The 16,484-nt window shown below is 64.9% G+C and carries 11 protein-coding genes; 10 read left to right on the top strand and 1 reads right to left on the bottom strand.

The features are described 5' to 3' along the window. Nucleotides 1-136 precede the first annotated feature (136 nt). The 10 genes from BES08_RS21190 (at nucleotide 137) to BES08_RS21145 (ending at nucleotide 14,767) form a co-directional block, all read left to right on the top strand. On the top strand, nucleotides 137-1,411 hold the full coding sequence (locus BES08_RS21190) for a spinster family MFS transporter (RefSeq protein ID WP_051587101.1): 1,275 nt from the start codon (nucleotides 137-139) through the stop codon (nucleotides 1,409-1,411). After that, complete coding sequence (locus BES08_RS21185) at nucleotides 1,404-2,006, top strand: nuclear transport factor 2 family protein (RefSeq protein ID WP_051587102.1); 603 nt, start codon at nucleotides 1,404-1,406, stop codon at nucleotides 2,004-2,006. The genes BES08_RS21190 and BES08_RS21185 overlap by 8 nt, the downstream gene beginning before the upstream one ends. A 94-nt stretch (nucleotides 2,007-2,100) precedes the next feature. After that, the gene (locus BES08_RS21180) at nucleotides 2,101-4,296 is read left to right on the top strand and encodes a TonB-dependent receptor (RefSeq protein ID WP_197524493.1); all 2,196 of its coding nucleotides are present in this window, start codon (nucleotides 2,101-2,103) and stop codon (nucleotides 4,294-4,296) included. An 80-nt stretch (nucleotides 4,297-4,376) separates the two neighbouring features. After that, nucleotides 4,377-5,333, top strand: a complete 957-nt coding sequence (locus tag BES08_RS21175; protein WP_051587104.1) for a sugar phosphate isomerase/epimerase family protein — start codon at nucleotides 4,377-4,379, stop codon at nucleotides 5,331-5,333. 37 nt (nucleotides 5,334-5,370) lie between these two features. Then, nucleotides 5,371-7,926, top strand: coding sequence for a beta-glucosidase H (locus BES08_RS21170; RefSeq protein WP_051211470.1), 2,556 nt, complete (start codon nucleotides 5,371-5,373; stop codon nucleotides 7,924-7,926). Then, nucleotides 7,923-8,747, top strand: coding sequence for a 2-keto-4-pentenoate hydratase (locus BES08_RS21165; RefSeq protein WP_008829768.1), 825 nt, complete (start codon nucleotides 7,923-7,925; stop codon nucleotides 8,745-8,747). Before BES08_RS21170 ends, BES08_RS21165 begins: the two co-directional genes overlap by 4 nt. A gap of 176 nt (nucleotides 8,748-8,923) precedes the next feature. Beyond that, entirely contained in the window at nucleotides 8,924-9,532 is a 609-nt protein-coding gene (locus BES08_RS21160) for an RNA polymerase sigma factor (protein WP_008829769.1), read from the top strand. Beyond that, complete coding sequence (locus tag BES08_RS21155; protein WP_069709434.1) at nucleotides 9,468-10,475, top strand: FecR family protein; 1,008 nt, start codon at nucleotides 9,468-9,470, stop codon at nucleotides 10,473-10,475. The genes BES08_RS21160 and BES08_RS21155 overlap by 65 nt, the downstream gene beginning before the upstream one ends. Nucleotides 10,476-10,579: 104 nt before the next feature. After that, nucleotides 10,580-13,555 (top strand): TonB-dependent receptor, encoded by a 2,976-nt coding sequence (locus BES08_RS21150; RefSeq protein WP_036528842.1) that lies wholly within the window; start codon nucleotides 10,580-10,582, stop codon nucleotides 13,553-13,555. 63 nt (nucleotides 13,556-13,618) lie between these two features. Further along, the gene (locus BES08_RS21145; RefSeq protein WP_036528844.1) at nucleotides 13,619-14,767 is read left to right on the top strand and encodes a metallophosphoesterase; all 1,149 of its coding nucleotides are present in this window, start codon (nucleotides 13,619-13,621) and stop codon (nucleotides 14,765-14,767) included. 125 nt (nucleotides 14,768-14,892) lie between these two features. Here BES08_RS21145 and BES08_RS21140 read toward each other — a convergent pair whose 3' ends face one another. Then, a complete protein-coding gene (locus BES08_RS21140; protein WP_051587106.1) occupies nucleotides 14,893-16,452 on the bottom strand; it encodes an inorganic phosphate transporter in 1,560 nt (519 codons plus the stop codon). Nucleotides 16,453-16,484: the final 32 nt, after the last annotated feature.

Here is a 16,484-nt window from a genome sequence, read left to right as displayed (position 1 = left end):
GACCATGGCGAAACGCGCATGCCCGGTGGCGTGTGCGTTGGCTTCGGGCTGCGGTGGCTGGGCGAAGTTCAGGGACAATGCGCTTATGCAAGTCGATCCAATCCCATCGGCATTTTCGCCTCAGGCTGCTGCGTCGGTGCAAACGCGCGGTGCCTGGGTCATCGTCGGGCTGCTGACGCTGGTATACCTGCTGTCGTATGTGGATCGGCAAATCCTTGCGCTGCTGATCGAACCGATCAAGGCCGACCTCCAGATCGACGACTTGCGCTTCAGTTTCCTGACGGGGCTGGCGTTCTCCGTGTTCTTCGCCGTCGCCGGAGTGCCGCTGGGCTGGGCCTCGGACACCTTTCGCCGCAACCGGGTCATCGGAGCGGGCATCCTGTGCTGGAGCCTGGCGACGATCGCGTCGGGGCTGGCAGACAGCTACGGCCACATCTTCATCGCGCGCATCCTTGTCGGCGTCGGCGAAGCCGCGCTGACGCCTGCGGCCTATTCGCTGATCGCCGATATCGTCGCGCCCGCCATGTTGGGCCGCGCGATTGCGGTGTTTTCCATGGGCTCCCAGTTCGGCGCGGCGACGGCCTACCTGCTTGGTGGCGGGCTGGTCGCGATGCTGTCGCGCCCCGGCGCAGGGCTGCCGCTGTTCGGCGATCTGGCCGTCTGGAAGCAGATGTTCGTGATCGTCGGCCTGCCGGGCCTCGTGCTTGCGCCGGTGATCCTCTTCGGGGTGCGCGATCCGCGCCGCAATACGGCGGCAGATCGCGTGTCATTGGCAGCAGCCTGGGCACAGCTCAAGCCGCAGCGCGCCTTCCTCGTGCGGCACTACTGCGGGTTCACCGCGCTTGCGGCGGCATTCTTCTCGATCATGGCGTGGCTGCCGGCGATGCTGGGGCGTCGGCTGGGACTGGATGCCGCGCATTTGGGGCTGACCGCGGGCGCGCTCGTCCTGGTCTGTTGCCCGCTGGGGACGTTGACCGCAGGCTGGCTGGCCGATCGCCTGTCCGCCGCCTATGGGCGCAGTGCGCCTCTGCGGGCGGCGATCATCGGCATGCTGGTCATGGTGCCCGCGATGGTGATCATCGCCGTCGCCGGGAGCGGGCCGATGCTGATGCTCGGTACGGCGATGGCGCTGTTCGTTGCGCCCTGGCCGCTCGTCCATGCATCGCAGTCGTTGCAGACCAGCGTGCCGCCGCGTGTCAGAGCGCAGATTACCGCGCTGTTCCTGCTCATCGCCAACCTCATCGGCCAGACCGGCGGGGTGAGCCTGGTAGCGCTGCTGACCGACAAGGTCCTGCGTGATCCGGCAAAAGTCCACCTGTCGCTGGCAGCGGTGTGCATCGTCGCCATGCTGTTGGCCTGGCAGCCCTTGCGCAGCGCCGCCGCGCTCGTCCGGGAGGCGCGTGATGTCTGAATCGTCCGGGACCGATGCCGCCATCGGGCAGATTTGCGAATTGCAGGCCGAGCTGAACCAGCTTCGCGCGGACGTGGCGCTGCTCCAGGCTGAGGCCGGAGCGCGCCGCACGCTGGGCCGCTACATGCGCCTGTGCGACGTGCCACGCCTCATGGCCGGGGCGAGCGAGGAGGAGCGGGCCCGGGCCATCGCGGCGCTGTTCGCGCCCGATGCGATCTGGGAAGGCGTGGGCGGTGCGCATGGCGCGCAGTTCGGCAGCCAGGTCGGGCGCGAGGCGATCGCCGCGCATTTCTTGAACTTCTATACGCAGCGCGAACCCGTGCAGGTCTTCAATACGCATTACCTGTGCACCGAAAGCCTCGAGGCCACGGGCGACAGGGTCACCGGCGACTGGGTCCAGTTCCAGCCCTGGGTCGATGCCGCAGGCGGCTCGCTGCTGCGCTCCAGCCGCCTCAACGTCGCGTTCGAGCAGGTCGGCGGCGAATGGCTGATCGCGCACTATCGCACCGAAAATCTCTTCATCGCCGCTCTGCCGGACAACTGGTGGAGTTCACTCATCGCAAGGCCCGCGCTGGAAATATCCGGCGCAGGCTGACCACCGCCGAAACCGAATTTGCCGCAGGAACTATCGTGCCGGGAGAAGCAAGATGCTCGCCGGTGCTCCCATTCACTTTACCATGAGGGTTACCATGACGAAGGCTGCATTGTATCTGCGAGGCACGTTCCTTGCCACGTCTCTGATGTTCACGCTGCCCGCCAGCGCGCAGGAAGCGCCCGCTGCGGCCGACGAGCAGGCCGGCGGTGACATCATCGTCACGGCCCAGAAGCGCCCCGAACTGCTGTCGAAGGCGCCGCTGTCGATCAGCGCGGCGACCGGCGACCAGCTCAAGAGCGCGGGCATCACCGATGCATCGAACCTTGCTACCGTCATTCCGACCGTGCGCATCGATCAGGCGAACGGTCTGCAGGTGACCATCCGCGGCGTATCCAGCGCCGACGGTACGGAAAAGGGCGATCCCTCGGCAGCCTTCATGCTCAACGGCGTCTATGTGGCTCGCCCGCAGATGCTTTCGGGTGCATTCTACGACATCGGCCGCGTCGAGGTTCTGCGCGGACCGCAGGGCACGCTCTACGGTCGCAATGCGACGGCGGGTGTCGTCAATATCATCGCCAACCGTCCTTCGACCGACAAGTTCGCGGCGGCGGTCAATGCCGAATACGGGAACTACGATACCTACCGCGTCGATGCGATGGTCAACGTGCCGTTGAGCGACCGCATCGCCGTGCGCGCCGCCGGCGCCTACAACAAGCATGATAGCTACCTGATCGCGGGAACCGGCGTCGGCGACCACAAGCTCGGGCAGGACCAGGACGAATATGCCGGGCGCCTGAGCCTCGATGCCAAGTTCGGCAGCGACGACCAGGGCGAGCTTTATATCGTAGGTGACTACACCCATCAGGGCGGCGCGGGCACGCAGGCTGTCACCATGGCCAACTTCTACGGCGCGGCCACCACGACCAGTCCGGTGTACCTGCATCCCTCGTCGAGCGAGGCGCGCACGGTCAATTATCCGGTCGTCAGCGACCCCTATCAGGACAATAAGATCTACGGCGTCACGGCCAAAGCGAAGTGGGATTTCGGTCCGGTGAACCTGACGTATCTCGGTTCCTACCGCATCTTCGACCAGGACCAGCGCAGCACTTACGTCAACTACAACGCGAACCGCTACGCCGAGCAGTACCAGTACACCAAGAACAAGTCGAATTCGCAGGAACTGCGCCTCGCCACTTCCGGCGACGGACCGCTGACGGCAGTTGCGGGCCTTTACTACTTCAAGGAGAAGTCCGACTACGCGGACACGGTTCTGCATGGCTATGCGGGCTTCCCGCTCTATACCTTCCAGCAGGGGCCGGTCGAAGCGGAATCGAAGGCGGCCTTCGGCCAGGCGACTTACGAGGTGGTCAAGGGGCTGCGCCTGACCGGCGGCCTGCGCTATTCGCACGATCAGAAATCGCGCCTAGGTGCGACGATCTACGATCGCAGTTCCTCGGTCATCGGCGCGGACACCAATGTCCTCTCGTCGATCAACGATGCCGCGCGCACGGACTCCAAGCTGACCTGGAAGGCCGGCGCGGAATACGATGTCACGCCGGACATCCTGACGTACGGCACCGTATCGACCGGCTACAAGGCCGGCGGCTTCAACGACGGCTGCGCGGCCGGTTCGCCGGGCTGCACCAGCCCGGTGGTCAACCTGTACTACAACCCGGAAGAACTGACCGCCTACGAGGTCGGCGTGAAGGGCAAGGCTCTGAACCGCATGATCACGTTCAGCCTCGCGGGCTTTTATTATGACTACACCAACATGCAGCTCAGTTCGCCGGGCCTGATCGGCCTGACGACGCTCAATGCCGGCAAGGCGACGATCAAGGGCATCGAGACGCAGTTCACACTGATCCCGACCTCGCAGGATCGCGTCGATCTGTCGATCAACTACCTCGATGGGCACTATACGGAGTATCGTCCCACCACGACGGTCGATTTCGCCGGGCGTCCGCTCGACAACTCGCCCAACTGGGTGGTGACGGCGGGCTACACGCACACGTTCCCGCTCGGCAACGGTGGCGACATTGCGGCGCATGTCGATACGATGATCAGCGATGACTACTATGTCACCTATTTCGGCAATGGAACGCAGTTCCGTAACCCGAGCTATATGAAGAGCAACGCGAACATCGCGTACAATGCGCCCGATGATGCGTACTATATCAGCGCTTTCATCAAGAACATCGAGAACTCGGTGCAGTTCTCGGGCTATGGCGCGGGCCGTGTCTATGTCTCGCAGCCGCGGGTCTACGGTGTTCGGGCAGGCATGAAGTTCTGACCGAACGACGGCGCCCGGAGCATTCTCCACCCAACCCGGGCGCCGTCACGCCTTTGCAGACCAGAGAGTACCCAACCGTCATGCTCAACCGGCGTCATTGTCTGATCGCGATCGGCAAAGCCGCATTTGCGGCGGGGTTGCCTTTGCCTGCCATGGCGGCTCCCCCGCATTTCTTCGGGACTGCCGGGGCAGAGCTCGGTCTCCAGTTGTTCATGCTGGACGCACAGGCCCGGACCGATCTCGAAGGTACGCTGCGGGCCGTGGCGAGCATGGGTTACCGCGAAGTGGAGATAGCCAATCTCTATGGCCGCTCGGGTGGTACGATCGCGGCGATGCTGCGGGCCGCGGGCCTTTCGTGCCCCAGCATCCACGTGCAGGGGCGCAGTCGCGGCGACGATGCGCCCAGCTTCGACGGTCCGCTCGGCGCTCTGGTTGGCGATGCGCAGGCCATCGGCGCCCGTACCTTGACGCTGGCCTCGTTTCGATTTCCCGACAACGCTCCGGCGAGGCTCCCTGACGAGCGTTTGCGCAAATACGTGGCACGCATCGGCAATCTGATGGATGCCGGTGCGTGGCGCCGCAATGCCGACTTCCTCAACCGGACCGGCGCGATGCTCGCACGCGAGGGCTTGCGCATCGGCTATCACAACCACAACGCCGAATTCGCGCCGCTGCCCGAAGGCGGTTGCGGGATGGACATCCTGCTGGGCGAAACCGATCCGGCCTGCGTCGATTTCGAATTGGACGTGGGATGGGTCGCGGCGGCCGCGCGTGACCCGATAGCGTTGCTGCGCGCTCATCAGGGGCGTTTCACCCAGCTTCATGTCAAGGACGTGGCCGCCGCCACCCCCGATTATGCCTTCGTTCAGAAGTCCGCACCGCTCGGCCTTGGTGTGCTGGACTGGCGAGAGATCCTGCCTGTCGCCCGGAAGGCGGGCGCGGTGCACTATTTCTTCGAACAAGATCCGCCATACGAAGAAGATCCCGCCGGAATCGCGGCGCGTGCCCATTCGTATCTGGCTGCCTTGCCGACCTGACGCAAAGTCATCATTCCATAGGAAGATCCCGATGCCCATGACCTCCAGATCCCGATCGCCGCGCCGCCGCGCCGCCGCGTTGCTGCTCGCCTCGGCGCTCGCAAGCCCGATCGGGATGATGCCTGCGGCGGCCCAGACCGTCGCCGCGACTGCCGCCCCTTCGGAGCAGGAGATCGCCGCGCGGGTGAAAAGTCTGCTGGGCGAACTGACGCTGGAGGAGAAAGTGTCGCTTCTCGCTGGTGGATCGCGCATTGCGACCGCCGCGGTGCCGCGTCTGGGCATTCCGGCCGTGCGCATGGCCGATGGCCCCAATGGTATCCGCGCCAACGAAACATACAAAGCCACCTCGTTCCCGGCCAGTTCCGCGATGGCGGCTACCTGGAACCCCGCGATGGCAAGCCGGGTGGGTGAAGCCATCGGAGAGGAAGCTCGCGCGCTCGACTATTCGATCGTCCAGGGCCCCGGCCTCAACATCCAGCGCGTGCCGGTGGGCGGTCGCAACTTCGAATATTATTCCGAGGACCCCTACCTCAGCGGCCGCATGGCAGTGGGCTGGGTCAAGGGCCTCCAGTCCACCGGCGTCATGGCCACCGCCAAGCATCTGGCGGTGAACAACCAGGAAACCGATCGCCAGACCGTCAACGTCATCGTCTCGCAGCGGGCGCTGCGCGAGGTCTATCTGCCCGGCTTCGAGGCGGTGGTGAAGGAAACCGACCCGGGGCTGATGATGGCGGCCTACAACAAGGTCAACGGCTTCTATTCGACCGAGAACAAGTGGCTCCTGCGCGATGTCCTCAAGGGCGACTGGCACTATCCCGGCGTCGTCATTTCGGACTGGGGCGCAACCCATTCCACCGCGCCTGCCATCAATGCCGGACTGGACTTCGAGATGCCCGCGCCGGCCAAGTTCTTCGGCAAGGACATGGTCGCGGCGGTGCGACGCGGCGACGTGTCCCTGGCGACGCTCGACGATTCGGTGTCGCGCATGTTGCGCCTGATCATTCGCTCGGGCCGGATGGACGGCTGGACACTGCGGCCGCAGGACAAGGTGGACAGCGTAGAACACCGCGCCACTTCGCTGGCTGCCGCCGAGCAGGCGATCACCCTGCTCAAGAACGACGGCCATGCGCTTCCGCTCGATCCGGCCAAGATCCGCCGGATCGCGGTGATCGGCCCGAACGCCGATGCCCGCATGATCCAGGGCGGGGGCAGTTCCGAAGTCACCGCCATCCGCGTCACCACGCCGCTGGAAGGGCTGAGGGCGGCGCTGCCCAAGGCCCGGATCGATCACGCCATCGGCGTCACCAACGATCGCTTCGCGGCGATGGCCGACCCGCGCATGTTCTCGACCACCGCCGACCGCCACGAACAGGGGTTGACGCAGAAGCTGTGGACCAGCGGCAGCATGGACGGCGCCCCGGTGCGCACGATGACCGACGACGTCTTCATGCGCTTCTACTTCGGCCCGGAACTGTCGGAGGATGCCGGGAACAAGGTCGTCATGCAGTGGACCGGCTACTTCTGGCCGCCCACCACCGGCGACTATGATTTCAGCATGATCGACCGGGGCAACACCAGCGTGTGGGTGGACGGCAAGCCGGTCATCGCGCCGTCACAGCCCAACTCGCCCTCGCCGCTGTTCGGCGGCTTCGGCTGGCGGGAGCGCCGGACCAGCGTGCATCTGGAGGCCGGCCGCGCCTATCCGTTCCGCATGGACTTCATGCCCGCCCGGCACTGGAACCTGGCCTATCGCTTGGGCATCCAGCAGCCGGTCGGCTCCATCGCGCAGGCGGTCGAGGCGGCGAAGGGCGCGGATGCGGCGATCGTGTTCGTCGGCAGCTCGGTGACCTCTGAAAGCGAGGAGGCCGATCGTCCCAACCTGAAGCTCTACGGCGAGCAGGACAAGCTGGTCGAAGCGGTCGCGGCCGCGAACCAGCGCACCATCGTCGTGCTCAACACCGGCGGGCCGGTTGAGATGCCGTGGAAGGACAAGGTCTCGGCGATTGTCGAGGGCTGGTTCCTGGGCGGCGAGGTCGGCAACGCAGAAGCGAACGTGCTGACCGGCCGCACCAACCCATCGGGCAAGCTGCCGGTCACGTTCCCCAGGCGGATCGAGGACAACCCGACCTTCGCGACGTTCCCCGGCAAAAACCTAGAGGCGCATTACAGCGAGGACCTGCTGGTCGGCTATCGCTGGTATGACGACAAGGCGATCGAACCGCTGTTCCCCTTCGGCCACGGCCTTTCCTACACCAGTTTCGCCTATGGCGGCATGAAGCTGGTCAAGGCAGACAAGGGCTGGCGGGTCAGCTTCACCGTGCGCAACACGGGCAAGGTGGCGGGCGCGGAAATCGCGCAGCTCTACCTCGCGTTCCCGCAGGCCGCGGGCGAGCCGCAGCGCCAGCTGAAGCGTTTCGAGCGCGTCGAGCTGAAGCCCCGCCAGACCCAGCGCATCTCGTTCGACCTGACGGACGCCGACTTGCGGATATGGGATACTGCGGCGAACGACTGGAAGGTCGAGAACGGGACCTACAAGGCCTTCGTCGGCGGATCGTCGCGCGTGCTGCCGCTTTCGGTGCAGTGGACGCGTTGAGCGTGGCAGCCCTCGCGCAGGTTCGCAGCATCGCCGCCGCGCTCATCGATGCGCGGCGGCGGCAGGTAGCCCTGCCGCTGTTTCCGGAGGCCGTGCCGGACACGCTCGATGCGGCCTATGCCATCCAGCGCTGCGCCATAGAGGGATGGGATGATGCGATCGCGGGCTGGAAAGTCGGTCGCCTCGACGCCCGCTTGAGCGAACGCTACGGCGTCGATCGCTTCATAGGGCCGGTGTTCGCGCGCGATGTCGTCCATGTCGAGGATGGCCGAACGAGCGTGTTTCGTCTGATCCCGGATGGAAGCGGCGCGTTCGAGGCAGAACTGGTGGCCTTCGCCAGCGCCGACCAGCCACCGCACGTCGCGGCGTGGACGCGCGCGGGCGCGGCGGAACTCGTCGGTGCCATTCACACCGGCATCGAACTCGCGGGCAGTCCCGTAACTGGGATCGGGGCGTTGCCCACCACGGCGTCGATCGCCGCCTTCGGCAACAACGCGGGGCAGATCGTCGGGCCGCTCACGACGCTGATGCCCGGTCCGATGCTCGACGATGTTACCGTGACCAGTTCGGTCGACGGCAGCGAGGTCAGGACCGCCGAAGCCTCGGCGCTGCCCGGAGGTCCGATGGCTGCCATGGCTTTTGCCCTCGAGCAGCTACACGCATTCGGCATGCCGCTTCGCAAGGGGCAGTTCGTATCGACAGGGGCCGTGACCGGCGTGCACGAGGTCGCGACAGGCCAATGCTGGGAAGCGACGTTCCATGGGCACGGACGTCTCGTTTGCCGGGTCCATGCGCAAGATCGTTCCGATATGGACGTCTAGAACGCGATCACTGTGCCTTGCATGGATAATCCGACCTGACGTCATCGCATTCTGATCGCTTGCGGCAATATCCGGGCAACGGCGCTGCCGTTCAGACCGCTCGGCATCACATGGTTTTGCGGTGTCAATGCCGCGATCGTAGCGCCCCTGTCACATCGAGCCGATAGGCGGCGCCCATGCCTGTCTTCTCTCCCTCCCGGATGCAGTGGATCGCGCGGGAGATCATCCCGCACGAACCGGACTTGCGCCGCTGGCTCGCCACGCGTCTGCCGCCTTCGGATGTCGATGACGTGGTCCAGGAATCTTACGCAATTCTCGCCGGTATGCAGGCCGTCGATCATATTGCGGCGCCGCGCAACTATCTGTTCACCGTAGCGAAATCGGTGATGCTCAAGAGCTTGCGCAAGGGCCGTGTCGTCGAGATGGATCGGTTCGCGGAAGCCGAAAGCCTTCAGGTTCCTTGCGATCGCCCTGGCCCCGAGGTGGTGGTGGCCGATCGTCAGGAACTGAAGCGGCTCGGCGCCATGATCGAGCAACTGCCGCTCAAGTGCCGGCAGGCCTTCGTGCTGCGAAAGTTGCATGGTCTGTCGCAGCGGCAGGTTGCGGCGGAGATGGGTATTTCCGAAAATACCGTGGAAAAACATATGGCAAAGGCGATCATATTGCTCTCCGGAGCGATTGGACGTGGCGGAAACCGGCGATTGGCGACATCATTGGGAGATGATCGAATCGCGGACCCGGCATGGGGAGAGGTCGTTGGTGGCTCCTCCTCCGAACGCCATTGATGAAATTGCTGCGGCTTGGGTGGCCAGGATCGACCGGGCTCCGCTGAGCCCGGATGATCAACATGCTCTCGATACATGGATGGCGGCAAGCCCCCGCCACGCCGGGGCACTGGCGCGTGCGAGCGCGATGAATCTCTATTTGGACAAGGCCGCCGCGCTGGGACCTGCGTTCGATCCCGACCGGGGCCGGACATGGCGGATGCCGTCGTTCGGCATGGATCGACGGCAGATGCTGATCGGCGGCAGCACGATGGCGCTGGCCGTGGTGGGTACGGGTCTTTCCTATGCCGTGCTCACGCAGAAAAGCCGGGTGTCCACCGGCAAGGGCGTGATCCAGCGGCACCCGCTCGCCGACGGATCCTCGATGACCCTCAACACCGCGACTGAGGTGGCCGTGGCTTTCGACAGCGCCGTGCGCAAGGTCGAACTGCTGGACGGCGAAGCGCGCTTCGACGTCATCAAGGATGCCGCTCGTCCTTTCCTGGTGCTGGCGGGCGATGTCACCGTCCGGGCGATCGGCACCAGCTTTTCCGTCTGGCGCAATTCCGGATCGGGTACTCGCGTGGTGGTGTCCGAAGGGATCGTCGAGGTCGTTCGCGCCGGCAAGATGCTTGCGAACCGCCTGACGGCCGGGCGGATGCTCCATCTGGATGATGGCGGCGCGATCGTCGAAAAGGCGCTTTCGCCTTATGCGCTGGAACAGGTTTCGGCATGGACCTCGGGCATGGTCGACATGAACGGCCTCTCCCTGCGCGAGGCGGCGCAGGAGTTCGGCCGCTATTCCGAAACCCGGATAGAGTTGCAGGATGCCGCCGTGGCGAACTTGCGCGTTTCAGGGGTCTATTCGATCAACAATCCGGTCGGCTTCGCCCGCGACGCCGCGCTCAGCCTGGGGCTGGAAGCGGTGTCCGGCGACGGTTCGGTGCTGATCCGGCGGAAGTGAACCCGGGCCGTTGATGATTTTTTCCGGGGTGGATGGCGGGAAGCGATTTCCCTGAACTCTTCTTCACGTGGGCAGCAGATCGCTGCGCGTGAAGGGGACAGTTCATGACATCGAAGTCCTGGTTGGCGGCGGGGATCGGTATCGCCGCGCTGACCATCGCCATGCCTGCGCTTGCGCAAGTAAGAAACTTCAACATCCCGGCACAGGACCTGGGCACGGCTCTGTCGCGCTTGGCCCATCAGGCCGATATCCAGATCGTCGCGCCGGACGCGGTGACCCGCCGCTTCCGCAGCCATGCGGTGCAGGGGCAGATGGAAACCCGCGCGGCGATCGCCCGCATGATCGAGGGCAGCGGCCTGGTGGTGGCCTCGGACAGCGGCAGCGTCGTCGTGCTCGCGGCGGGAAACGACGGAGAGGCGGCTTCCGGCCCGAAGGCTGAGAGCGTCGAGCCCGAAGCCGCGGAAATCGTCGTTACCGGCGCGCACCCCATCGCCGAATCCGAGGCTGCGGCGCTAGCCCGCCAGCGCGCATCGGATTCGCTGGTCAGCGTCGTGGCGTCGGACTCGGTCGGCCGCATGCCGGACCAGAACATGGCGCAGGCACTCGGCCGTATTCCCGGCGTCGCCATCCAGCGCGATCAGGGCCGCGCCCGCTATCTCAACTTGCGCGGTGCACCGAAGAACTGGACGACGGTGTCGTTCGACGGGATCAACGTGATCAGCCCCGGTGGACGCCAGACGCTGTTCGACACCATTCCTGCGGCGATCGCCTCGCAGGTGGTCGTGCGCAAGGCCGTCACCCCGGACATGACCGGCGAAACCGTCGCGGGCAATATCGACATCGTGACCCGCTCGGGCTTCGATTTCCCCGGCCTGCACGTCGCAGGCAAGCTGGGCGGCGGCGTCCAGCGGATCGGCAACAAGGGTGAGGTGGACACGTCACTCACGGTGTCGGATCGCTTTCAGACCGGCGTGGGCGAGATCGCGGTAGTGCTGTCCGGCACGTACTATCACCGCAGTTTCCTAGTCGACAACTTCGAGAATACCTGGGCGCAGGTGGCCCGCGATACCCGCCCGGGTTCGCAGGACCGGTATTGGGCGGCGACCAGCACGAACAAGTTCTATCGCTTCACCAATACCAACTGGTCCGGCAGCGGCCGGGTCGACTGGCGCATCAACGATCGTCACCGGCTGTTCGCCTCCGCCGTCTACACCGCGCTGACGGAGAACGAGGCGCGCGACCGCTTCGTCTTCAACATGGCCGAACAGCAAAGCCGCCTGCCGACCGGGACTACGGCCTGCGCCGCTATCGCCCCGCCTGCTGCGGGCACCACCGGCTATGCCGACATCTGCACCGGCAATACGCCGCAGGCCGGAACTGTCTACGGCATCCCGCTGACCATCGGCATTTCGTACAAGGATTTCCTGCAGAGCGTCAGCACCAACACCCTGGGCGGCGACCACGAGATCGGCGACTGGAACGTGCAGTGGCGGGCCAACTATACCCGTGCGCTCGACGATCGCAGCATTCCGAACACGATGACGTATGCGACGCCCGCCTTCGGCACCAACGGTGCGGGCGCGGGCAGCCGCGTGACCGTGGGCTACGATTATTCCAACCCCTTGCTGTCGCGCCTGTCGCTGTACACCACCCAGCGCTCGACGAGCGGTGTCCTGTCGCAGGGCGGGGCGGTGTCCGACGTCAGCGCCTATCCGCTCACACTGACGGGCCTGTCGGGCCTGAAGGCGAAGGACGTGACCGACGCTTACACTGGAAAGCTCGTCCTCTCGCGCAATCTGTCGCTGCTAGGCCACGAGAGCGTGCTGACGTTCGGCGGGCAATACGATCGCCGTACCAAGATCGCCCGCGAACGCAGCCTCAAGCTGTCCACGGCGCAGGCGGCCGCAGCCGGGATAACCACCGATTACGCCTCGGAGCTGACCGACAGCATGCATGACGGTGGCCTGTCGGTCGGCTATCAGGCGCGGTATTTCGACCTCGACACCCTGCTTGCGAATCTGGCGAAAGCGGAAGCGGCGGGCGATTATGCGCCGAATACCGCCAACTATTACCGGGTCAGCGAAGAGGTTCTCGCGGGCTTCGCCATGCTCAAGACGACGTTCGACTGGGGCAATGTGGTCGCGGGTGCGCGGGTGGAGAAGGTCAGCAACGAGGGCCGCGCATTCGTGACGCTGGCGGGAGTGTCCACCCCTATCCTCGCGGGTAACGACCGAACGCTGGTATTCCCCAGCCTGCACGCCAACGTGAACCTGGATTCCAGCAAGGTGCTGCGCCTTTCGCTCAACACCGGCGCGGCGCGTCCCGATTACTCGATCCTGCGTCCGAACTTCACCTATAGCGACACCGGCCAGACGGTTTCGGGCGGAAACCCGCAGGCCCGCCCGGAGCGCGCGAAGGGGGTGGACCTGTACTTCGAATGGTACACCAGGCCGCAAGGTTTCATCAGCCTCGGCGGTTTTTACAAGAAGCTCGACGGCGTCCTGTTCTCCGCGACCGGCATCTTCAACAGCACCGCGCTCAACAGCGGCGGCGTCGATCGTTCGGGCTACGTCTATTCGACGACACTCAACGGCGGCAGCGGCGAACTCTACGGCATCGAAGGCGTGTTCCAGCAGCAGCTGGAGCCTTACACGCAGGCGCTGGGACTGCCCGACTGGATGGGCGGCTTCGGCGTGCAGGCCAATGTCACCGTCAATCGCGGCAAGGCGAATACGCCCGACGGTCGCTCGGTGCAGTTCCCGGGCGCCTCCAAGCTGATCTACAACGTGGGCGGCTACTACGAGATGTCGGGTGTCTCGCTCCGCCTGAACTACCAGTACCGCTCGCCATGGGTCGATGCGATCGCCAGCGCCGCCGAAGGGGGAGACCTCTATTTCGCCGCGGACCGGCAACTCGACTTTTCGAGCCGTTACGCGATCAACGACCGCCTCGAAGTGTACTTCGATGTCGCCAACATCCTGAACGCCCCGCTGAGGCGTTACGCCGGCGATGCATCGCGGCCGGTCGAATTCGCCCGGTACGGCCAGCGTTACGAAGGCGGCTTCCGCTTCAACTTCTGACCGGGGGTGAACGCAACCCGCCGGACGCTTTTCAAGATATCACATTATCTCAGGAGATTACCCATGACGATGCATTGGTTCCATGCCGCCCTTCCGATGGCGGCCGTGCTGGCAACGGCGGCATCCGCGCAGGAGACGCGCAACCCCGAGGTCTCCGGTCCTTTCGTGACTTCGCCTGTCATGCTCAACACCAGTTCGGCCTCGGTCACCGTATCGTGGCTGGAAAAGGGCGCCGACGTGACCGTGCGGCAGGGTGCGGAGGTGCAGTCCAGCTTCCCCGTCGAGGTGCGCAAGACCACGTTCACGCACCTCAAGCCGGGCACCGTCTATACTTATGACGCCGGGCCGGCCGGCAAGGGCAAGTTCAAGACACCGCCGCTGGTCGGCCAGCCGTTTGAATTCCTGATGTATGCGGAATCGCGCAACGGCAACGTGTCCAATACGATCGAGCAGCAGGACAAGACCAATGGCGACGACATCCATTCGCAAATGATCGCGACGATGTCGAAGGAGGATCCCGATTTCGTGATGCATCTGGGCGATGCCATCCAGACCGGCCCGGACCAGCAGGAGTGGTTCGACTTCTTCCGCATCACCGCGCCGCTCATGCGCAAGACCAACGTTGCACTCGTCTACGGTAACCACGAGGCGAATGCCCCGCTGGTCCACGACATGTTCAACCAGCCCAAGACCTACTATTCTTTCAACTGGGGCACATCGCATTTCATCGTGCTCGACAGCGAGTACGACCGGGTGCGGCTGGCCCAGGCGGGCAAATCGACGGAGAGCGAGCAGGAGAAGCTCTGGCAGGAGGAACTGACCTGGTTCAAGGAAGATCTGGAGGCCAACAAGGGCGCCGACAACATCTTCGTCGCGTTCCATCTGCCGGTCCATACGGCTACTGCGTACAAGCGCCGCGACCGCAGTTTCCGCATCCAGCGTGAATGGGTGCCGCTGATCGAGAAGTACAACGCGATCGTGCTCAACGGTCACGAGCACAACTACCAGCGGGCTCAGGCCAACGGCATTCACTATTTCGTGACCGGCAGCGCAGGGGCGTCGCTGGAGAAGGTGGACTGGCCCGAGCCGGGCATCACCAAGAAGGCGCTTGCGGCTTTCGCCTACACCAAGTTCCGCGTCGACGGGAAGCACGTGACGATGGAAGCGTTCGATGTGCATGGCAAGAAGATCGACGAGGAAAACGTCCGTTAAGGCGGTTCGTCGGCCATTCTTGTCGCGATGGCGGTCGAGGCGAGACTGCCTGCCGTCACGAACGAACCCCGGGGCTGCGTCAAGCCGCCCCGGGGCCGTACAGGCGAAGCGAGGGCATCGGCCCGTCAGAAGACCATCGAGAATACCGCATAGAGGCCGCCCGCCAGCAGGATCGAGCAAGGCAGCGTCAGCACCCACGCCATCAGCAGGTTGCGCACGGTGCTCATTTGCAGGCCCGACCGGTTGGCGGCCATGGTTCCTGCCACGCCCGAGGACAGCACATGCGTGGTCGATACCGGCAGGCCGAGATGGTCGGCCGCGAAGATCGTACCCATCGCCACCAGTTCGGCCGAAGCGCCCTGCGCATAAGTGAGGTGCGACTTGCCGATCTTCTCGCCCACCGTCACGACGATACGCTTCCAGCCGACCATGGTGCCAAGCCCCAGCGCGAAGGCCACTGCCACCTTGACCCAGGTGGGGATGAAGCGGGTGCCCGCATCGAGCGACTTCTTGAAGCCGTTCACCGCCTCGATCCGCGTGTCGTCGAGGTTTGCGGTGTCATCCTTGGCAAGCCGCTTGATGGCTTCGGACGCGAGATACATGTCGTTGCGCACGTTCTCGGTCGCGGCGGCGGGGACCTTGGCGAGCGAGCCGTATTCGTCGACCTGGCGATCGATGTCCTTCACCAGCGCAGCGATCGCGGGCGTGGTCTCGGGCTTGTAGGTCTTGTCGGCGATATAGGAGGTGACGGCACGGCGCGCTTCGGCGGGGCGCATGGTCGGCGTCGTGCCGCCGCCGAGCGCGGCATAGGCCCTGTCGGCGCCGACGTGGAATTCCTGCGTGTAGCTTTCCGGCACGGCGCGGTTCAGCGCATAGGCGGTGGGCACGGTGCCGATCAGGATCAGCATGATCAGGCCCATGCCCTTCTGTCCGTCGTTCGAGCCGTGGGCGAAGCTGACGCCGGTGCAGGTGAAGATCAGCAGCACGCGGATCCACAGCGGCGGCGGGGTATCGCCCTTGGGTTCCTGGTAGAGCGCCTCGTTGCGGACCAGCACCTTCATCGCCAGGAACAGCAGCGCGGCCAGCCCGAAGCCGACCAGCGGCGAGACCAGCAGCGCCTGGCCGATCTCGGTCGCCTTGCTCCAGTCCACGCCCGCGGTGCCGCTCTTGCCGTGCAACATCGCGTTGGCGACGCCGACGCCGATGATCGAGCCGATCAGCGTGTGCGAACTGGAAGAGGGAATGCCCAGCCACCAGGTGGCGAGGTTCCATAGGATCGCCGCGATCAGCAGCGCGAAGACCATCGCGAAGCCCGCGCTGGAGCCGACTTGCAGGATCAGCTCGACCGGCAGCAGCGAGACGATCCCGAAAGCCACCGCGCCGGTGGACAGCAGGACGCCGAGGAAATTGAAGAACCCGGACCACACCACCGCGACATTGGCGGGCATGGCATTGGTGTAGATCACCGTGGCGACTGCATTGGCGGTATCGTGAAACCCGTTCACGAACTCGAAGCCCAGCGCGATGAGCAGCGCCAAGAAGAGCAGCAGGAACGGCAGCAGCGCGATGGCGGCCATGCCCGAGGCGCTGGCGTCGGCATAGACGCTGTAGGCGACATAGACGATCGCCGCCAGGATCGCCGCGCCAAAGCCCAGTTGTCCGGCGATTCCCAGGCCCTTTTCCATATCGGGGCGGGCATGGGTGTGGGCCGTTACAG

Origin of the sequence: Novosphingobium resinovorum (assembly GCF_001742225.1) — a bacterium.
Classification (GTDB): domain Bacteria; phylum Pseudomonadota; class Alphaproteobacteria; order Sphingomonadales; family Sphingomonadaceae; genus Novosphingobium; species Novosphingobium resinovorum_A.
Note: the sequence above shows the minus strand (reverse complement) of the source record. Positions and strands in the feature narration are given on the sequence as shown.